Genomic DNA, 18,911 nt, shown 5'->3' on the forward strand with positions numbered 1-18,911 from the left:
GTGTGATCCTTATGCGGCTTTACGCGTAGAAGGCTTGGGTAGGGCCTGTTCAAGATCTTGTATCACGTCATCCACCCCCTCAAGCCCAATAGAAAGGCGCACAAGCCCTTCGCTGATGCCATGCAATGCGCGTTCTTCTGGCGTATAGGTTGAATGGGTCATGCTGGCTGGATGTTGCACAAGGGTTTCGGCATCACCCAAAGACACAGCGCGCGTGATCAGTTTAAGTTGGTTCATCATGGCGCAACCCGCGTCATAGCCACCGTCAAGTTCAAACGCGATCATCCCACCGAACTGAGACATCTGGCGCTTGGCCACCTCAGCTTGTTCAAAGCTATCCAGGCCAGGATAAAACACTTTTTGAACGCCGTGGGATTGTTCCAACATCTTCGCCACGGTTGCCGCACTTGAGCAGTGACGATCCATGCGCAGTTCCAATGTTTTTAGACCACGCAGGATAAGCATCGCGTTAAACGGCGCCATGACAGCGCCGGTCATGTCTTTCATACCGTATAGGCGGATTTCTGTGACCAGTTCCTCGGATCCCACCAAAAGTCCAGCAACCACATCACCGTGGCCGCCCAGATATTTTGTGGCCGAATGCACGACGATGTCGGCACCGTGCTCGATGGGGCGGGTCAGATAGGGGGTGGCATATGTGTTATCGACAACGACATAGGCGTCATTTGCATGTGCAATGTCAGAGATCGCCTGAATATCAACCAAGCGCATGTTGGGATTTGCGGGGGTTTCAAAATAGACGACTTTTGTTTTGTCGTTGATCGCTTGGGTTAGGTTTTCGGGACGGGTCAGGTCTACATGGGTCACGGTGATGCCGAATTTGGCCAAGCCATGCTGCATGAATGAGAAGGTGCAACCGTATAGGGTTTTGTCAAGAATGACCTCATCCCCAGGCGCCAGCAATGTCCACATCGTTGCGGTAATCGCCCCCATGCCAGAGGCAAGCGCCAATCCAGCTTCCGCGCCTTCGAGAACTGCGATGCGTTTTTCCAGAAGATCACAGGTCGGGTTGGAAATGCGCGAGTAAATGTGACCTGCGCGTTCGCCTGCAAACATTTCGCCACCGGCCTCTGCGGTTTCGAATGCAAAGGTTGATGTCAGATGCAGGGGCGGGGTCAATGCGCCCTCATTGTCCATCGGATCATATCCATGGTGGATGGCTCGGGTGGAAAAGCTTCCTGGGTGATTGCGCATGTGATGACTCCGTTGTTCGTTATTAGAACTTTAGGATGGGGATTTGACAAAAATATTGCGAAATTTGGCATTCAAGTGTAATAATTTGGCATAATCTGCCAAGGAATTGCTAAAAATGGACGGTAAAGACCAACGGATCATCCGTGCGCTTCAGCGTGATGGACGCATGACAAATCAGGATCTGGCCGCAAAGGTGAACCTGTCGCCATCGCCCTGTCTAAGACGGGTGAAAATGTTAGAACAAAGCGGTATAATTAAGGGCTATAGCGTCGATATTGACACGGAAGCTTATGGGTTGGGGGTCACGGTTTTTGTGCGCGTCAGCCTTGCGGATCACACGGATTCAACTGTGAAGCAATTCGAGAAAGACATCGAACGCGTGGATCAGGTGATGGAATGCTATGTTATGACCGGTGCCTCAGATTACCTGTTGCGTGTGGTCGTGGCTGACCTTGCGGATTACGAGAAATTCGTACGCCGCAAGTTGCACCCGATCGGGGGGATTGCATCACTGGACAGCAGTTTCGTGTATGGCGTTGTTAAGAAAACCAACGTTCTGCCAGCGCTGATCGACTGATATCATCGCATTCGCCGCCGGGTTTGCACGGGTGTGGTGGTGCCGTTTCGTCGCGTGTAGCGCAAAGGGAATCCTCTTTCCCTTTCTATGCTCAGCGTATATCTGAAGATATCCCCACCAATTGGGATCATTACACCGAAAGCTGCCAGACCATGACTGTCCCAACACAAGACGAAATCACCGCCGCAATCAGCCCGATCCAAGACATTATTGAGGATGCGCGTCAGGGACGTATGTTTATCCTTGTGGATCATGAAGATCGTGAAAACGAAGGGGATCTGGTCATCGCATCTGAATTCGCCGATGCGGCTGCGATCAACTTCATGGCGACCCATGGTCGTGGTCTGATCTGTCTGCCAATGACAGAAGATCGCGTTGATACATTGGGCTTGCCGATGATGGCTGTGAACAATTCCTCCCGTCATGAAACTGCCTTTACCGTGTCGATTGAAGCCCGCGAAGGCGTGTCCACGGGGATCTCTGCGGGGGATCGTGCCTTGACCGTGGCTGCGGCGATCAACCCTGATATGACTTCTGCAGATATCGCGACCCCGGGCCATGTCTTCCCGCTGCGTGCGCGCAACGGTGGCGTTTTGGTGCGTGCTGGCCACACCGAGGCCGCCGTGGATGTGTCGCGTCTTGCCGGGTTGAACCCATCTGGCGTGATCTGTGAGATTATGAATGATGATGGCACCATGGCACGTCTGCCGGATCTTGTGTCCTATGCGGCGAAACATGACCTGAAGATCGGCACGATTTCTGACCTGATCGCTTGGCGTCAGCGCCATGACAACCTGGTGGATGAAACATCGCAGCGCGTGGTGACCTCTGAACATGGTGGGGATTGGGACATGCGCCTGTTCACCGATCAACTGACCGGCACGGAACATGTTGCTTTGATCAAAGGTGACATCACCACTGATACGCCGGTTCTGACCCGCGCCCATGCCATCAACCCTGTGGAAGACGTGCTGGCGATTGGGGCTGGGACATCCAATAAACTTGGCCAAGCGATGAAGATCATCGCAGATGAGGGGCGGGGCCTTGTTGTCTTGTTCCGTGAACCGCGCCCGAAACTGGCGTTTGGCGACGATGATGACACGCCGCGCACCATCAAACAAACCGGCATTGGTGCCCAGATCATGTCCAAGTTGGGCTTGCATAAACTGGAACTTTTGACCAATTCGCCGGATACGACGTATTTGGGTCTTGAGGCCTATGATCTTGAAATCACGGGCACCCGTCCGATCCGCGAGGAGGCATAAACATGGCTGGTCCATCTCACTATATCATGCCGCGTGCAGAATTCGATAAACCGGTCAAAATCCTGATCGTTGTATCGCCATATTACAAAGACATCGCCGACAATATGGTCGCTGGCGCGATTGCTGAAATCGAAGCATCCGGTGGCACATATGATCTGATCGAAGTGCCAGGCGCGTTGGAAATTCCGACGGCGATAGTGATCGCTGAACGTCAGGCAAGCTTTGATGGGTATGTGGCGCTGGGCTGTGTCGTGCGTGGTGAAACCACCCATTACGAAACCGTCTGCAATGATTCATCTCGGGCCTTGCAAATGCTTGGCTTGCAAGGGCTTTGCATTGGCAATGGTATCTTGACCGTTGAAAATCGCCCCCAAGCTGAGGTGCGCGCAGACCCTGCCGATCAAAATAAAGGTGGTGGAGCAGCGGCTGCGGCCTTGCATTTGATCGCACTTTCGCGCAAATGGAGCAGCCAGACCAAAGGTATCGGTTTCAAACCGGCCTCGGAAGAATTTCGCATCGCGTCTGGTGACACTAACAACGGACCCGCAAAAGCATGACCGATACGCCATCTGAGACACCCGAAAAAAAGCCTGAACCGTCAGGCAACCAGCTGCGCAAGATGCGGTCTGCTTCACGCTTCTTTGCGGTGCAGGCGTTGTATCAGATGGAAGTATCTGACCAAAACGTTGAATCTGTGCGCCGTGAATTCGAAGAACATCGCTTTGGCGAAGACTTCGGCGAATATGATATGGCGGAAGGCGACACTGGTCTGTTTCGCAAACTGATCGCAGATGCGGTTGATAACCAGTCCGAAGTTGACCGTTTGACAGATCGCGCCTTGGTCGAGAAATGGCCTTTGGGGCGGATCGACACAACCTTGCGTGCGCTTTTCCGTGCGGCCGCCGCTGAACTGATCTTCGGCAAAGCCCCACCAAAAGTTGTGATCACCGAATTTGTTGACGTGGCCAAAGCCTTCCACGATGACGGCCGCGAATTTAAATTCGTGAACGCTGTACTTGATCACATGGCCCGCGAAGCAAAACCCGACGCGTTCTAAAAGACAGGGTTTAAATATAAGGTTCTTATGTGAACCCTATAGGTTGAAGCCTTTGCGGGCTTCAACCGTTTGATATATTTCAGTTAGCGCCAGACGAAATGATGTCCTGACATCAGTAATTTGCAAGGCTGGTTTGCTTCTGCTGCCCCGTTGCGGCTTTGGCAGTTTTTCAGTGCCGTTTGGTTTGCTTCGCGTTGAGAGCTCATGCCTCTTGCATATGAAAAACTTCCTGAGGGCGACAATGCAAAGGCCTTTTCATCGGCCCAACCACGGTAGGCATTGAAGCAGTTCAAACATGCCCCCACACCAACATGGGCGCGAATGACGTTTTCACCGCGATTATAGTTGTCCTGAATGCTGGTCGTTCCGTAGGAGCTTTGACATGCGGTCAGAGCAACTGTTGCCAAGGCGGCAGTGCACAATGTAACAAACTTCAACTTTATTTCCTTATTTGCTTTGATGATCAATATAGGCATAGGCCTGTGTGCCCTTCTTAAAGGCTGAGGCAGGTTTTTCTCAACCGTTATATTCATCCGGGCATGATTGGGGGCAAGACCAGTGGGCCTGCGTACGCAAGGCTTGTGATTTTTTAACAGGTGCCGGGCATATTTCCCGTGATCGATCACCCCAGGCCGGACAGGTTTGGGAACACCAACGGAACGGGGCTCATGTGACAGATGGGCGAATATAAGCTTCCTCATCGGGCCTTTCCAGCCCGGTCTCATTCTCCGTATGGGCGGCGCCGCCATTTATCACCGGCATTCCACCATATACAGAAACGGCATCACCCGGGCAGGCCATAGGCTTTGCACCGGCCAAAATGCATGCGCTTTAAAGTCCCGATGCGGGTTTTATGGCGCGTAGATGGGTTGGACACAGCCCGCCCAGACGTGCGGCTTCAGCCAAGTGACGCCGCACAGAAAGCCATTCGCGCATGATTTCTTCCCCGACAATGGCCGCAAGATCATCATAGAGATCTTCCTCGACCTTCTTGACCTCACGGGCGGCCAGATCAGCGTACCAAGCGTTGCGATCCAATGTGGTCACGTCGTGAAACCCGCAACTGGTCAGCAGATGTTTTGTTTGATCTGCCGTCGCCATGCGAAAATCAAGATAGCCCCGCGCGTTAAAGTCCGCCATGACTTGGGCGGGACCATCCCCAGCCCCCATCAACCAATCGCTGGCGGCGAAAATGCCGCTTGGTTTCAGCACCCGTAGGATTTCGTCAAACATCGCGCCTTTGTCCGGCACATGGATCAGGCTGTCTTTTGAGAAGACGACATCAAAGCTGTTGTCGTCAAAGGGCAGGGGGCCTGGCTTTGTCAGGATCAATGTAATCTGATCCGCATGTGGTGAGGCAGCGCGGGTTGCTTGCGCATGGGGCAGAAGCTGTGCCTCGATATCTGTTCCAGTCACCTGCGCCCCAAGCCCGGCCAGAACCGCTCCGGGCCCGCCGGTGCCAAAGCCAATGTCCAGCAAAGCCTTTCCGGTCAGGCCCAGCCCTTGCACGATCCGCTTCACTTCTTCTGGCCCACCAGGGGATAGGAACCCGCGCCCCCAAATCGCCTGCAGCCGCGTGATGAAATGATCCGGATACTGAATGCCTGTGCCTGCCATGATAAATTCCTCCCTGCCGACAGGGTGACTGTCAAGAAGTTCAAAAGCAAGTGAGACCCCACGCAACTTGCCTTCCCTGTTTTGTTCAGAGCAATATGGGGCGCGGAAAGCCATATGGGTGAAGGTGTTTTGGGGATTCTAAAGATTATACGCGAAGAGTTTGCGCAGATTTTGGATAACTTCCGGTTTGAGCGGGAATATTCCAGCGCGCAAAAGGCGGCAAAGCAGCGTCATGCGCGTCAACTGAGTGTTAATCAGGATGGAAAGATTTCTCAGCCCCCCATGAGCGGCACGGATTACCGGTGGCGTCAGAGTTGGAATTGCGTTGATTGCCACCGCTATAACGAGATATTCTACGATAAATACGCCGCAAGCATTTCATCTGAACGCCCTTTAAACCAAGCGGCCTGTGCCTATTGTGATGGAATGGAAAAGGTCGACAGTGCCGTCAATGGCAGCTGGGATATAGACGAAGATATTCTGACCTATTGGTTGATGAGGGATGAAGATGTCTGTTTCTGTTTTCATAATGAAGACTTTTGGATTGAAGGTTTAAGTCCGGTTTTTCAATGCCGCGTGATGGATCATGTCTTGGACGCAGAAACACCTGTCGATCCGTACAAGCTGGATATGCTTACGGATTGGGTGTGTGGGCATTTTCTACGTGGAGAGGCCGGGTTTATGCTTGATCCACTGACGGATAAGGACCTTAAGAAAGTTGCGCTTTGGTTGCGGGAACATGAGACCCTTTGGCGCGCGTCGCTTTATGAACCTGTCCGTCTCAAAGAGGTCGCACGCAAGGTGAACAAGGTTTTGCAGGAAGAAAGTGGCGGGCCCGCAAACGCAGCCGTTTGAGTGTTTTAATTCCCGAGGACCTGTATGTACAGGTGGGCGCCAGGTAAGTGGACCAGGGTCCGCACAGAGCCAGCTCCCTCGAAAATGCTTAAGGCCACTGGAATAGAACTCATTAACGAGAAGGGCAGAACCCGCCGTCTTTAGATATAGGGTGTGAGGGGCCTGTGAACAAGGGGCTTGACCAATAAAGGGGATCAGAAACGGACTTCACTAGAAAACTAGAAAACTAGAAAACTAGAAAACTAGAAAACTAGAAAACTAGAAAACTAGAAAACTAGAAAACTAGAAAACTAGAAAACTAGAAAACTAGAAAACTAGAAAACTAGAAAACTAGAAAACTAGAAAACTAGAAAACTGATTTTTCGAATGTACCGCTATGCTCCGCAGCTGATATCTATTGAATGGCTGCCGTCTTGATCAAATCAGCGGCTTTTTCTGCGATCATAATCACCGGGGATGCCGTGTTTCCGGATACGATCTTAGGCATAACTGATGCATCCACCACTCGCAGGCCATCAATCCCATGAACACGCAGTTGCTCATCCACCACGGCCATGGGGTCGCGACCCATCTTACAGGTACCCACCGGATGAAATATTGTCGTGGCCAGGTTACCCGCTTCCCGCAAGAGATCCGCATCAGATGCGATATTTGGCCCGGGCAGAATTTCTTCTGGGTTGAAAGCTTCTAAGGCCTGTGCACCCATGATCTTCCGGGCTTGCTGAACGGCCTTCACAGCCACATGTTTATCACGTTGCGCTGACAGATAGTTCAGCTTGATCGAAGGGTGCTTCATGTGGTCTTGGTTGGTCGCATGGGTTGACCCAACACTTTCTGGGCGCAGATTGCAGACGGAGACAGTGATAGCCGGGAAGGGATGCAACGGGTCGCCGAGCTTGTCACAAGACAGGGGCTGCACATGATATTCAAGGTCGGGCGTGGCGACGGTTTCATCGGATTTTGTGAACATTCCAAATTGGCTGGGTGCCATGGAAAGGGGCCCGGATCGTTTCAACGCATATTGTGCGCCCATTGCGATTTTCCCAAGGATGCTGTTTGATTTCTCGTTTAAGGTCTTGGTGTTATGCACTTTGAACACGGTGCGAATTTGCAGGTGATCTTGAAGGTTTTCGCCAACACCGGCGCTTTCGTGCTTCACGTCAATGCCCAAATCTTGCAATACATCAGGGCGGCCAATGCCAGACAGTTCCAATATCTTGGGCGAATTGATTGCACCAGCGGCCAGCAGAACTTCACCTGTTGCGCGCGCGGATTTCACCACCCCGTTCTCGCGCCATGTCACGCCGGTGGCCCGTCGCCCCTCAAGTGTGATGGTTTCCGTGTGGGCGGCGGTGATCACCCGAAGGTTGGGGCGGGCTTCCGCAGGGCGTAGAAATGCTTTTGCGGCGGACCACCGTTGACCACCGCTTTGGTTCACCTCAAAGAAACCGGATCCCTCGTTGTTGCCATCGTTGAAATCCGCCCGTGGGTGGATCCCAAATTCAGAAGCGCCTTGTTGAAACGCCTTCAGGATCTCCCATTCAAGGCGTTGGGTCGTGACTTTCCATTCGCCGCCCGCACCATGTTGATCTGATCCGCCCGCGTGGTGATCCTCTGATTTTTTGAAATAGGGCAAGACATCATCCCAGCCCCATCCACGGTTCCCCATTTGGGCCCAGGTGTCATAATCCGCAGCTTGACCGCGCATATAGATCATACCGTTGATCGAGGTGCAGCCCCCCAAAACCTTACCACGCGGATAGTTCAGTGAACGTCCATTAAGGCCAGCTTCAGGCGCGGTTTTCATCATCCAATCCGTACGTGGATTGTCCATGCAATAGAGATAGCCAACAGGAATGTGGATCCAATGCCAGTTGTCACGCCCGCCCGCTTCCAAAAGCAACACACGCGTCTTTGGGTTTTCGGACAGGCGGTTCGCCAGCACACATCCGGCCGTGCCAGCGCCGGCAATGATATAATCGTATGTGCCCTGTGAAACGGTCATATGCGTTCTCCCTTGATGTCATTTCATAGCAACGCATGCATGCAAATGACCAGTGTGCCGCCGCGTTCCGGCGCAAAGAGGCCCGTAAATGTCGGCAATCTGACAGAATGGGACGCATCAGAGGTAAAAGCTGATGATATCAAGGGAGAGAACCACATGTCAGCCTTCACCGATTTCGTTCTAAACACCAAACCTCAAGACGTACCGGATCACGTGCGTGCGCGCACGGCAGATTATCTGTTGGATTTGATCGCGGTGGCGGCAGGGGCCGTGGACATGCCCGCGTCACGTATCATCCGTGAAAGCACGGCGCGCATGTATGGTCCCGGGACGGGGGGCAACGCGCATATGTTGTTTGATGCACGCAAGGTCAGCGTGGCGGGGGCGGCGCTGGCGACCGCAACGCAGATCGACGCATTGGACGCACATGATGGGTACTCCCCATCGAAAGGGCATGCTGGTTGTGGTTTAATCGGTGCTTTGTTGGCCGAAGTCGATGAGATGGAAGATCTTGCTGGTGATGAATTCCTGACCACGCTTGCGATCGGATATGAAGTCGCCTGTCGCGCAGCGGTTTCCTTACACGAGACTGCTTGCGATTATCACACATCCGGCGCGTGGGTTGCGATTGCCTGTGCTGCCATGTCGGTGCGTTTAAAGGGTGGATCACCCGAAACGTTACGCCAAGCCATTGGGATTGCGGAATATCACGGCCCGCGCAGCCAGATGATGCGCGAGATCGACAACCCAACCATGCTGCACGACGGATCTGGCTGGGGGGCGATGACGGGGGTTGTTTCTGCGGATATGGCCATGGGCGGGTTTCTCGGGGCACCGGCCATCACCGTCGAAGCTGGCGAGGTCGCCCATCATTGGAATGATCTGGGAACGCGTTGGTTGGTGATGGAACAGAACATCAAGCTTTTCCCAATTTGTCGTTGGGTCCATGCGCCCATCGGTGCCGCGCTGAAGTTGCGATCTGAACATGAGATCCAAAGCGCGGACATCGAACGGATTGAAATTCACGCCTTTCATAATTCAACGCGCTTGTCCCACAGCATGCCCAAGGGCATCGCCGAGGCACAGTATTCTCTGTGTTATCCCGTGGCCTGCGCCTTGAAGCTGGGGCGCGTTGGCCCTTCAGAAATTACGGGGGCGTTGTTTGATGACGCGGAAATCGCGCGGCTTGTTGGCGTGACCGATGTGTCAGAATGCGATCATTGCAATGCGAATTTTCCAGCGGATCGTTTGGGGCGGGTTGTCTTACACCTTAAGGATGGGCGCAGCTTTGACAGCGGCATATCGCAGGCTCCGGGCGAGGCATCTGCACCGATTTCACGCGCAGGCTTGATCGAAAAATTCCACAGCTATGCAGACCCTGTTTTAGGACATGATCGCGCAAGCAAGATACGAACCTCAGTTTTTGACTTGCAACAGGGCGGGGCCTTGGGGGATGTGTTGCGACAGCTGCGCGCCCCAGCCTGATCTGGTCCCCGCGCTGCGGAAGGCCAGTGACACTTGAGGTGCGGCTGAAACACCTGGATTTGCTGTAGACGTCGCATTTCATGGCACGGACCCGAGGTTTTTAGCGGTGGTTTGGTCATGTTGTTCGCGATTTTTTATGAAGGCCAAGATTTGAACGCGGCTGCGATATTGTGAAATTACAGTCACTTAACAGGTATGGATAAAATTTTAGACACTGCGTTGTTTGGGCGCAGGGTGTTTTCTGCTGTTTATAAAGGCTTGCTTAATAGGCTGTGTGAAGAATGCCCCTGTAATTAGTAATCCCGGCCGAACTGCATATTGCAGGCTCCTCCGAAATACGGGCAGCCGGGCCCCTTCATTTTAGGGGGTAATTGCTAGATATAACTGGGGTAACCGAATATGAGCAGTGGATTTAAAACCTTTATTACTGGTATTGGCGGGAAAGTTGCGGCCGCGATGTTGACCATGGCGGCATTGATCGCGGCCTCGATCTCCATCGGGTATTTTGCATCTGAAAACGTCAGCACGCGGCTGGATCAGCTCAGTGAAACCGAATTGCCCGAATTGGAACATTCCGTCGAACTGATCGCGACAACCAGCGCATTACAACATGCACTCGGCGCCCTCCTTGTTTCCGAGAACCGAGATCTGCTAGATCAAGCGGTTCTCGAAGTTGATCGCATTCAAGCAGAACTTAAAGACAGCCACAGCGATGAAATACACGAGACGGCTGCGCCACAGTCCCCTTCAGAGGTTGGCCCAATTTCTGCGGCAAATACGTTGGTCTCAGGTGATCTGGCCACGCCCAGCGTTGATGACGCGCTTGGCGAACGTTTCGATGCGACATTGCAACGTTTGGGGAGCCTCGCAACGATCCGGAGGCAAGAATTCGCAAATCTGGAAGCAATCGACGCGACCGTGTCTCGCTTGCGGACCCTAAGTGCTGAGGTGTCTTCGATGCTTAGCTCTGCGTCAGATGTGGTGTACTTCCAAGTGGTCGTCGGTGGTCGACGCACAAGTGACACGGTGAATGAAACGCTTCATGGTATTGTTGAAAAAGACTTTCGGGACATTCGTTTGGGCTTGGAAATCGATGGCGAAGTCAATCAGATTTCGGGTGTTGTCCTTGCTTTACCTGATGTAGAAACCTCAGGTATGACCGTGGCGTTGAAGGAAATGGGTCTCACCGCACTTTCAAATTTGCAAAAACATCTTGTGGAAGCCGAAGAGTCCGAAGCCCTCGCTGACATATTGCCCGAACTTAAGCGTCTCGCCGCGCTTTTCGGTACGCAGTTGAATGCTGTGGCCGGGTTTGGTTTGGATCTAAGTGATACAATTTATGATAGCCGTGAAGAAATCGACCGAACATTACGCATCATCATTGGCGTATCGATGGCAAACCTAAATGCGCGCGTTGAAGAAGCGGCCGTCGAGAATAGAGCTGCGGTACAAGATCTTATGTCCAATCAAGTCAGCGCGATACGCGAACTCGCGATGTTGGACGCACAAGTCACTGGATTGGTTGGAATTGCCTTTGAGGTTGCCGTGGCAAACACACCCGAACAATTGGCTGATGCCTCTGCCCGATTGGCTTCGGCAGTTTCAACATTACAGAGGTTGTCAAACCAAGCACCGGCAGAGATGAAACCGGTTTTACAAGGTATACTGGAAGTTGCGAACCCTGAAACGGGCCTGCCGAAATTACGTCAAGGGGTGTTGTCTTGGCGTATGGATGCAGCCAATGCAGCATTCCAAGTCGCAACAGACGTCGGTGAAATTTCGGCTTTGACCCAGGCTGGCGGGACGCGCGCGCTTTCGCGAATTGATGAAGCGAAACAGGAACTTGGAAGCCGCTTGCTGCACGCTCAAAATAACTTGCAATTGATTGCGCTCTTGGCTGTGGTTGCAATTGTTCCGATTCAATTTTTGACGTGGCTTACCATTATTCGCCCCATGCGCCGGGTCAGTGCTGCGACGCTTGGCCTTGCCAATGGCGATTTGCACGCCAGCGATCAGTTGAAGTATAGCACAGGCGAAGTGGGGGATATGACACGGGCACTACGTGTATTCCGTGACAACATAATTGAAAAAAACCGCCTTCAAGAAGAAGAAAAGCTGGAACAGGCGCGCCGGCTTAAAGAAGAACAACAAGCCGAAGAAGAGAAGCGCGCCCGAGAAGACGCAGAACGTCAAGAAATCCTCGCGCGAGAAAAGAGAGAACAAGACCGCCGGGATGCAGAACAAGCTCGCGAGGAAGCTGCAAAAGAAGCTGCTGCGCAAGAAGACCGTCGCCAACGCGAGGAACAAAACCTACTTGTATCAAATCTGGCGGAAGGCCTGACGAAGCTTGCCAGTGGCGACTTGCAGGCAAAAATCACCCAAGAATTCCCAGAAGCCTATGAACAGTTGCGCATAGATTTCAATCGCACCGCGGAAGCTTTGGGCGAGATCATCGGAACGATTTCCAACTCAGTTGGCACGATTTCCGGGGATAGTACCGAAATCGCGAATGCGGCCAGTGAATTGTCGACCAGAACGGAACACTCTGTTGAGATGCTGTTGCAAACGTCTGCGGCGATCGAACAAATGACGATCTCGGTGCAATCTGCAGCCAGCGGTGCGGAACAAGCCGACGTTAAAGTGCGCGAAGCGCGCAGTGAAGCGGAGAAAAGTGGCGAGGTTGTCAGCGAAGCGTCGCTTGCAATGGGCGAGATCGAAAATTCATCCGACGCGATTTCCCAGATCATTTCGGTCATTGAAGGTATCGCGTTTCAAACCAATTTGCTGGCTTTGAACGCGGGTGTTGAAGCAGCCCGTGCTGGGGAAGCAGGTCGTGGATTTGCGGTCGTCGCATCCGAAGTGCGTGCGTTGGCACAGCGTTCATCTGACGCGGCCCATCAAATCGAAGAACTGATCACAAAAAGTGGGGATCAGGTGAAGAAGGGGGTGCAATTGGTTGCTCGGGCCGGCAGCGCGCTTGAGGGAATTTCAAAATCAGTTGTTGAGGTTGCCCATCACGTGACAGACATCGCCACTTCCACAAAAGAGCAGGCCCAAGGGATCGGAGAAGTGAACGTCGCTGTGACCAAACTCGAAGGATTCGCGCAGCAAAATGCGGCGATGTTTGAGGAAACAACTGCGGCCAGCCATTCATTAAAGCAAGAGGCACAAGTGTTATCAACAATCGTTTCAAAGTTCGAAGGCGGAGGAGCGCAAGCAGAGCCCTCGGTCAATGAAACTCATATTGAACAAGTTTCGAACGCCCCTGTTCCATCCAATGACGACGTGAAGGATTTTTCGGAACGGCCAAATACACATATTGAAGATTTAGGTGATGGTTGGTTTGAAGTCGGGGAGGAGCATGGAGAGGCACAGGACGCGTTTGCGCGTGACGAAGAAGGTGTGTTTGTCAGTTCCCGAGGATAAGGATGATGAACACGATCAATTGTTATGATTTCGATGGGATCTGGCTGTTGGGCTTAGCCTTTGATGTGTTGACCGACAGGCACCGTTTCCACATGTCGACAGTTACCGATGGTTTCACCCGTGAGAATCCAGCGCTGGCAGCGGATACATTTTTCGATCAACGTGCTGCCGGAGACATGACCACGTTAACGCTGAACGCGGCATGTAAAGTCAATCGTGTCCCTTACCGAGGTTATGGTTTGCATGATGGAACTGAGCGAAGGTCAACGAAGGTAATGCACGTCTGGTTGTCGGACATTTGGGCACAAGGTCGTGTGAAGCGGGGGCTATTCGGATCGCGATGTGCATGGAATATGGCCCCGAGCCGGGGTGAGAGAGATCCTACCAATTTAGCACCAGATTGGTAGGTCCGTTTTCGTTATATCTTGGGCGCTCTCAATTGGCACGGTGTCTTCATATGAGCTGTGCAATTTGACGGTAGGTGAGGGCTGGGTTTTCTGAAAACCAGGCATTGGGGATGGAGGAAGGCCTCAAGTAATTCGGATGACACAAAGCGTAGCCAAAGCAAAAAACTGTCGCTAAGATGAATTAGAAAATTGAGCAAGCTACATAAGTGGCTGCCACATCTTGGGAGAGAAGAATGCAGAAATTTTTAGGTAAAACCGCAATTGCCGCTTTGTCATTGGCGTTTGCTGGGGAAGCTGTTGCGACGGAATGGAATGTGTCGGTTTGGGGCAAACGTCGTGCGTTTACAGAGCATGTTGAGCGTCTGGCCGAATTGGTCAGCGAAAAAACCAACGGCGAATTTACGTTGAACATCAGCTACGGCGGTTTGTCGAAGAACCGCGAAAACCTTGATGGGATTTCAATTGGGGCCTTTGAAATGGCGCAATTTTGTGCGGGCTATCACCGTGACAAAAACCCAACCATCACGGTGCTTGAACTGCCATTCTTGGGCGTGAATAACCTCGCGGAAGAGGTTGCGGTCTCTCATGCGGTGTACCAACACCCTGCGGTGCAAGCGGATCTCGCGCGTTGGAATGCCAAGCTTTTGATGACGTCACCCATGCCGCAATATAATCTTGTTGGCACTGGCGAGGCGCGTGACGAACTGGGCGAGTTTGACGGCATGCGTGTGCGTGCAACCGGTGGGATTGGTAAGGCCTTTGAAGCTGTCGGTGGCGTGCCAACTTCGGTGACCGCAACCGAAGCCTATAACGCCATGGAAAGTGGTGTTGTGGACACGGTCGCCTTCGCCCAACACGCGCATTTGGCCTTCCGCACGATTGATATTGCCGATTGGTGGACTGAGAACCTCAACCCTGGGACCGTGAATTGCCCGGTTGTGGTCAACACGGATGCCTATGATGCGCTGTCTGATGGAGAACGCGAAGCTCTGGACAGTTCAGTGGATGAAGCCATTGCGCATTACCTTGAAAACTATGGTGAATTGCTGACTCGTTGGGATGGCATCTTGGAGGAAAAAGGCGTGGAACGCGTGACTTTATCCGAAGACGAACTTGCCCAATTCCGCGCAATTGCAGCTGACCCAATTCGCGAAAAATGGATCGCGGATATGTCAGCACAGGGTATTCCTGCACAAGAGCTATATGACCTCGTGCAAACCACGCTTGCAGCGCAACGCTAAATCATACAATCAGCCCCTTGGATATTTCCAGGGGGCTTTTCTTCTGAGGGGGCCGCTATGGCTGGCAGTAGCGCTGTGCGTGAAGATGATTCCTTACTAAGCCGTTTGGATGTCAAACTATTGAAATTAGAAACCGTCCTGGCTTTGGTCAGCGGTTTTGCTGTGTTTTCCCTGATGGTTTTTGCCGTCGTTTCAGTGACAGGGCGATCGGCGATCAACAGACCTTTGCCGGGATATGTTGACTGGATCGAGCAGGTGTTGCCGCTGATTGCCTTCATGGGGGTCAGTTATACCCAACGAAATGGCGGGCATATCCGAATGGATATTGTGATTGGTGCCTTGAAGGGCCGTGCACTTTGGTTGGCAGAAATGATCACTGTTTTTGCCATGCTTGTCCTGACGATCCTGCTGGTGTGGGGCAGTTGGGCGCATTTTGCCCGAGCTTTTGATTTTGCTGCCCCTTTGTGGAGTCGCGACAGTTCGATTGACATTGGCATCCCACTTTGGCCTGCGAAACTGATGGCACCGCTGGCATTTTCGGTGCTGTGTACGCGACTTGTTTTGCAACTGTGGGGCTATGGTTGCGCTTTTGTACGAAATGACCCCAGCCCTGTCGCGGTGCCTCTGATCCAGAGCGCCGCTGAACAGGCCCAAGAAGAAGCCCTGCATGTCAGCGGCGGAGGCAAAGAATAACATGGAACCAATTACCATTGGCCTGATTGTATCGGGCATCATGCTTGTGATGGTTGTCCTCGGAATGCGGGTTGCGTTTGCGGCAGGGCTTGCGGGGATGATCGGGTTGATCTGGATCTTCTGGGCAAAGAAAAATTACGGCATTGACGATTTTGGTTGGGCCTTGACTGTGGCGACAAAAACCGCAGGTCAGGTGCCGCATTCCAAGGTCACGACCCAGGCGCTTTCCCTGATCCCGACCTTCATTCTAATTGGCTATCTTGCCTATTACGCGGGGCTGACGCAGGCCTTATTTGAGGCTGCAAAACGTTGGATCGCTTGGGTGCCTGGCGGTTTGGCTGTGTCCACGATTTTTGCGACCGCAGGCTTTGCGGCCGTGTCTGGTGCATCTGTTGCGACAGCTGCTGTGTTTGCACGCATTGCCATCCCTGAGATGTTGAAAATTGGCTATGACAAGAAGTTCGCGGCGGGTGTTGTTGCGGCGGGCGGTACTTTGGCCAGCTTAATACCGCCTTCTGCCATTCTTGTGATCTACGCGATTATTGTTGAACAGGATGTGGGAAAACTGCTTCTTGCGGGCTTTTTGCCTGGGGTGTTCTCTGCATTGGTTTACGCTGCATTGATCATTGGCATGGCCGTGACGATCAAAGGGTTTGGCCCACCGGTGAAAGGGTTCACCTGGAAGCAACGCTTTGAATGCCTGCCTGCGGCCTTGCCAATCTTATTCGTGGTCGCAACGATTATTTTGTTTGTTTACAACCCATTCGGAGGCGATGCTTGGGGTACGCCGACGGAAGGTGGTGCGATTGGGGCTTTTGTTGTGTTCCTTATTGCGCTGTGGCGTGGGATGCGCTGGCCGCAGTTGAAAGACGCGCTGTTGGAAACGGCAAAGCTGTCGGTGATGATCTTTACCATCATCTGGGGTGTGCTGATTTACGTGCGTTTCCTTGGATTTGCCGATCTGCCTGGCGCGTTTTCAGATTGGATCACAGGGCTGGAACAATCCCCCATGTTGACTTTGGTCTTCATCCTGCTGGCCTATGCGGTGTTGGGCATGTTCATGGATGCAATCGGGATGCTATTGTTGACATTGCCGGTGGTTTATCCCGCTGTCATGGCGTTGAACGGGGGCGAATTTGTATCCGCCGCCGACAGCGCATTCGGCATGTCTGGTCCGATGTGTGCGATTTGGTTCGGGATCTTGGTCGTCAAAATGGCCGAGTTCTGCCTGATCACTCCGCCAATTGGGTTGAACTGTTTTGTCGTTGCCGGGGTTCGTGACGATTTGACAGTCCAAGACGTGTTCAAAGGTGTGACGCCGTTCTTTATCGCCGATGCAATCACTATCGCGCTTTTGGTGGCCTTCCCGATGATCGTGCTGTGGTTGCCAATGCAAGCTGTTGGCTAGCGCATAAAATGCGGCTTGCGTCTTAGGGGGCAGGCCGCGTATTGGGGGCGTAGGAAACGGATGGCCGAGATGACTGCATTTACCCCAACACCCGAGACGACCCGTCAGTTGCGTGACGCCTATGGGCGCTTTGCGACGGGGGTTTGCATCGTCACAACCCACACGCCATCTGGGCCGATTGGTATGACTGCAAACAGTTTTACCTCGGTGTCTCTTGATCCTCCGCTGGTTCTGTGGTGCCCGGGTAAAACATCAGCACGCACGCCTCACTTCACGGCGGCCAGCCATTTTGCAATCCATGTTCTTTGCGATGAACAAGCGCAAATCGCCAAAGATTTTGCCAAGGATGGTCGCGCTTTTTCTGGGATCGAGATCACAGATGGCGAAGGGGACGTGCCTTTGATCGCCAATTGTGCAGCGCGCTTTGAGTGTGAAACGCGCCAGATCCACGAAGCAGGCGATCATCTTATTCAAGTGGGAAAAGTGCTGCGCGCAATGACATCTGATAAGGCGCCATTGATTTTCTGCAACGGCGGCTTTGGGGATTTCAGCACAGGCTGAACATCTCGATTTGGTTCCTAACTATCGCAAGGGCAATGGGGGGGGTGCCCCCATGTTTGACCCATATGCAGGGTCAGCCCCAAATTTTAGCTTAGGCGTCATTGCGTTTGGGGAGTTCCCAGTCTGGGCGCACAAAATGGCAGGTATAGCCACTTGGGTTGCGTTCAATGTAATCTTGGTGCTCGGGTTCAGCTTGCCAAAATTCACTTACAGCTTCTACCTGCGTGACCACTTTGCCTGGCCAAAGGCCTGAGGCGTCAACATCGGCAATCGTGTCAATTGCACAGGCTTTCTGGGCGTCATCCACATAATAAATCGCGGAACGATAGGACATGCCCAAATCATTGCCCTGCCTGTTCACTGTGGTTGGGTCATGGATTTGAAAGAAGAATTCCAACAACTTACGATAGGTGGTGCGGTTGGGATCGAATGTGATCTCAATCCCCTCAGCATGGGTTCCGTGGTTTTTATAGGTCGCGTTCGGCACATCACCACCGGTGTATCCAACACGCGTGGAGATCACGCCATCCATCTTACGGATCAGGTCTTCCATACCCCAAAAACATCCCCCAGCAAGGACTGCGCGCTCGAAGCTCATGTGTTTTCTCCCTCAAACAAAGCTGCGTATTTGCCATAGCCTTCAGCGTCCAAATCCGCCACTGGAATAAATCGCAGAGACGCGGAGTTGATGCAATACCTCAAACCACCTTCTGCGGCGGGGCCATCGGGAAAGACGTGGCCAAGGTGGCTGTCGCCATGGGTCGACCGCACCTCAGTGCGCACCATGCCGTGGGTCGCGTCGTGAAGCTCAGAAACATGGGCGTCATCCACTGGCTTGGTAAAGCTGGGCCAGCCGCAACCGGAATCAAATTTGTCCATTGATGTGAACAAGGGTTCCCCCGAAACGATATCAACATAAAGACCCGCGGCCTTATTGTTGTTCAACACACCGGTGTGGGGGCGTTCGGTGCCGCTTTGTTGCGTTACGCGGAATTCCTCTGCGCTGAGGCGTGCGATGGCGTCGGGGTCTTTGTGGTAACGTGTCATAGCGTTCCTTTCGATGTTGAAGGGAATATGGGCAGGGCGTGGGCGATTGTCC

General features: G+C 52.9%; 18 protein-coding genes. 12 read left to right on the forward strand and 6 right to left on the reverse strand.

The features are described 5' to 3' along the window. Window positions 1-9 precede the first annotated feature (9 nt). Window positions 10-1,215, reverse strand: a complete 1,206-nt coding sequence (locus tag RJ38_RS07595; protein WP_039018263.1) for a methionine gamma-lyase — start codon at window positions 1,213-1,215, stop codon at window positions 10-12. Window positions 1,216-1,330: 115 nt separating this feature from the next. On the opposite strand from RJ38_RS07595, the gene RJ38_RS07600 reads away from it, so the two are divergent. The 4 genes from RJ38_RS07600 to nusB all read left to right on the forward strand — a co-directional run bounded on the left by RJ38_RS07600 (window position 1,331) and on the right by nusB (window position 4,114). Continuing rightward, window positions 1,331-1,792, forward strand: coding sequence for an Lrp/AsnC family transcriptional regulator (locus RJ38_RS07600; protein WP_039018264.1), 462 nt, complete (start codon window positions 1,331-1,333; stop codon window positions 1,790-1,792). 152 nt (window positions 1,793-1,944) lie between these two features. Then, window positions 1,945-3,057 (forward strand): 3,4-dihydroxy-2-butanone-4-phosphate synthase, encoded by a 1,113-nt coding sequence (gene ribB, locus RJ38_RS07605; protein ID WP_039018265.1) that lies wholly within the window; start codon window positions 1,945-1,947, stop codon window positions 3,055-3,057. A gap of 2 nt (window positions 3,058-3,059) precedes the next feature. After that, window positions 3,060-3,614 (forward strand): 6,7-dimethyl-8-ribityllumazine synthase, encoded by a 555-nt coding sequence (locus RJ38_RS07610; RefSeq protein WP_039018266.1) that lies wholly within the window; start codon window positions 3,060-3,062, stop codon window positions 3,612-3,614. After that, on the forward strand, window positions 3,611-4,114 hold the full coding sequence (gene nusB / locus RJ38_RS07615) for a transcription antitermination factor NusB (protein WP_039018267.1): 504 nt from the start codon (window positions 3,611-3,613) through the stop codon (window positions 4,112-4,114). Before RJ38_RS07610 ends, nusB begins: the two co-directional genes overlap by 4 nt. 83 nt (window positions 4,115-4,197) lie before the next feature. Here the strand turns inward: nusB and RJ38_RS18865 are convergent, their stop codons facing one another. Together RJ38_RS18865 and RJ38_RS07625 are read right to left on the reverse strand one after the other, a co-directional pair. Next, window positions 4,198-4,815, reverse strand: coding sequence for a hypothetical protein (locus tag RJ38_RS18865; protein ID WP_156121801.1), 618 nt, complete (start codon window positions 4,813-4,815; stop codon window positions 4,198-4,200). A gap of 130 nt (window positions 4,816-4,945) precedes the next feature. Then, complete coding sequence (locus RJ38_RS07625; protein ID WP_039018304.1) at window positions 4,946-5,731, reverse strand: class I SAM-dependent methyltransferase; 786 nt, start codon at window positions 5,729-5,731, stop codon at window positions 4,946-4,948. A gap of 114 nt (window positions 5,732-5,845) precedes the next feature. Between RJ38_RS07625 and RJ38_RS07630 the strand changes: the two genes are divergently transcribed. Next, complete coding sequence (locus RJ38_RS07630) at window positions 5,846-6,586, forward strand: hypothetical protein (RefSeq protein WP_039018269.1); 741 nt, start codon at window positions 5,846-5,848, stop codon at window positions 6,584-6,586. Window positions 6,587-6,980: 394 nt separating this feature from the next. Here RJ38_RS07630 and RJ38_RS07635 read toward each other — a convergent pair whose 3' ends face one another. Continuing rightward, entirely contained in the window at window positions 6,981-8,591 is a 1,611-nt protein-coding gene (locus RJ38_RS07635) for a GMC family oxidoreductase (protein ID WP_039018270.1), read from the reverse strand. A 39-nt stretch (window positions 8,592-8,630) separates the two neighbouring features. Here RJ38_RS07635 and RJ38_RS07640 point away from each other — a divergent pair, with 39 nt between their 5' ends. From RJ38_RS07640 to RJ38_RS07670, 7 genes are all read left to right on the forward strand, one after another. After that, window positions 8,631-10,076: an MmgE/PrpD family protein gene (locus RJ38_RS07640; protein WP_162183559.1), complete on the forward strand. Its 1,446-nt coding sequence runs from the start codon at window positions 8,631-8,633 to the stop codon at window positions 10,074-10,076. A gap of 399 nt (window positions 10,077-10,475) precedes the next feature. Next, window positions 10,476-13,502, forward strand: a complete 3,027-nt coding sequence (locus RJ38_RS18085; protein WP_052245278.1) for a methyl-accepting chemotaxis protein — start codon at window positions 10,476-10,478, stop codon at window positions 13,500-13,502. A gap of 5 nt (window positions 13,503-13,507) precedes the next feature. Further along, entirely contained in the window at window positions 13,508-13,909 is a 402-nt protein-coding gene (locus tag RJ38_RS07650; protein WP_156121802.1) for a hypothetical protein, read from the forward strand. Window positions 13,910-14,142: 233 nt separating this feature from the next. Beyond that, window positions 14,143-15,150, forward strand: a complete 1,008-nt coding sequence (locus RJ38_RS07655; RefSeq protein ID WP_039018272.1) for a C4-dicarboxylate TRAP transporter substrate-binding protein — start codon at window positions 14,143-14,145, stop codon at window positions 15,148-15,150. 57 nt (window positions 15,151-15,207) lie between these two features. After that, window positions 15,208-15,843: a TRAP transporter small permease subunit gene (locus RJ38_RS07660; protein WP_039018273.1), complete on the forward strand. Its 636-nt coding sequence runs from the start codon at window positions 15,208-15,210 to the stop codon at window positions 15,841-15,843. Window position 15,844: 1 nt separating this feature from the next. Continuing rightward, on the forward strand, window positions 15,845-17,251 hold the full coding sequence (locus RJ38_RS07665; RefSeq protein WP_039018274.1) for a TRAP transporter large permease: 1,407 nt from the start codon (window positions 15,845-15,847) through the stop codon (window positions 17,249-17,251). A 69-nt stretch (window positions 17,252-17,320) separates the two neighbouring features. Continuing rightward, window positions 17,321-17,812: a flavin reductase family protein gene (locus RJ38_RS07670; RefSeq protein ID WP_039018307.1), complete on the forward strand. Its 492-nt coding sequence runs from the start codon at window positions 17,321-17,323 to the stop codon at window positions 17,810-17,812. 91 nt (window positions 17,813-17,903) lie between these two features. Here RJ38_RS07670 and msrA read toward each other — a convergent pair whose 3' ends face one another. Together msrA and msrB are read right to left on the reverse strand one after the other, a co-directional pair. Beyond that, entirely contained in the window at window positions 17,904-18,410 is a 507-nt protein-coding gene (gene msrA / locus RJ38_RS07675; protein ID WP_039018275.1) for a peptide-methionine (S)-S-oxide reductase MsrA, read from the reverse strand. After that, a complete protein-coding gene (msrB, locus tag RJ38_RS07680) occupies window positions 18,407-18,859 on the reverse strand; it encodes a peptide-methionine (R)-S-oxide reductase MsrB (protein ID WP_039018308.1) in 453 nt (150 codons plus the stop codon). Before msrB ends, msrA begins: the two co-directional genes overlap by 4 nt. Window positions 18,860-18,911: the final 52 nt, after the last annotated feature.

It is taken from the genome of Halocynthiibacter namhaensis, from assembly GCF_000812685.1.
In the GTDB taxonomy this organism is placed as follows: Bacteria; Pseudomonadota; Alphaproteobacteria; order Rhodobacterales; family Rhodobacteraceae; genus Halocynthiibacter; species Halocynthiibacter namhaensis.

Excerpts from the sequence above, each read along its gene's own strand:
- RJ38_RS07665 (WP_039018274.1), top strand. The coding sequence starts at position 15,845 with ATGGAACCAATTACCATTGGCCTGATTGTATCGGGCATCATGCTTGTG.
- RJ38_RS18865 (WP_156121801.1), bottom strand. The coding sequence starts at position 4,815 with ATGAGGAAGCTTATATTCGCCCATCTGTCACATGAGCCCCGTTCCGTT.
- RJ38_RS07650 (WP_156121802.1), top strand. The coding sequence starts at position 13,508 with ATGAACACGATCAATTGTTATGATTTCGATGGGATCTGGCTGTTGGGC.
- msrA (WP_039018275.1), bottom strand. The coding sequence starts at position 18,410 with ATGAGCTTCGAGCGCGCAGTCCTTGCTGGGGGATGTTTTTGGGGTATG.
- nusB (WP_039018267.1), top strand. The coding sequence starts at position 3,611 with ATGACCGATACGCCATCTGAGACACCCGAAAAAAAGCCTGAACCGTCA.
- RJ38_RS07655 (WP_039018272.1), top strand. The coding sequence starts at position 14,143 with ATGCAGAAATTTTTAGGTAAAACCGCAATTGCCGCTTTGTCATTGGCG.
- msrB (WP_039018308.1), bottom strand. The coding sequence starts at position 18,859 with ATGACACGTTACCACAAAGACCCCGACGCCATCGCACGCCTCAGCGCA.
- RJ38_RS07640 (WP_162183559.1), top strand. The coding sequence starts at position 8,631 with ATGCAAATGACCAGTGTGCCGCCGCGTTCCGGCGCAAAGAGGCCCGTA.
- RJ38_RS07625 (WP_039018304.1), bottom strand. The coding sequence starts at position 5,731 with ATGGCAGGCACAGGCATTCAGTATCCGGATCATTTCATCACGCGGCTG.
- RJ38_RS07660 (WP_039018273.1), top strand. The coding sequence starts at position 15,208 with ATGGCTGGCAGTAGCGCTGTGCGTGAAGATGATTCCTTACTAAGCCGT.
- RJ38_RS07630 (WP_039018269.1), top strand. The coding sequence starts at position 5,846 with ATGGGTGAAGGTGTTTTGGGGATTCTAAAGATTATACGCGAAGAGTTT.
- RJ38_RS07610 (WP_039018266.1), top strand. The coding sequence starts at position 3,060 with ATGGCTGGTCCATCTCACTATATCATGCCGCGTGCAGAATTCGATAAA.
- RJ38_RS18085 (WP_052245278.1), top strand. The coding sequence starts at position 10,476 with ATGAGCAGTGGATTTAAAACCTTTATTACTGGTATTGGCGGGAAAGTT.
- RJ38_RS07595 (WP_039018263.1), bottom strand. The coding sequence starts at position 1,215 with ATGCGCAATCACCCAGGAAGCTTTTCCACCCGAGCCATCCACCATGGA.
- RJ38_RS07600 (WP_039018264.1), top strand. The coding sequence starts at position 1,331 with ATGGACGGTAAAGACCAACGGATCATCCGTGCGCTTCAGCGTGATGGA.
- RJ38_RS07670 (WP_039018307.1), top strand. The coding sequence starts at position 17,321 with ATGACTGCATTTACCCCAACACCCGAGACGACCCGTCAGTTGCGTGAC.
- ribB (WP_039018265.1), top strand. The coding sequence starts at position 1,945 with ATGACTGTCCCAACACAAGACGAAATCACCGCCGCAATCAGCCCGATC.
- RJ38_RS07635 (WP_039018270.1), bottom strand. The coding sequence starts at position 8,591 with ATGACCGTTTCACAGGGCACATACGATTATATCATTGCCGGCGCTGGC.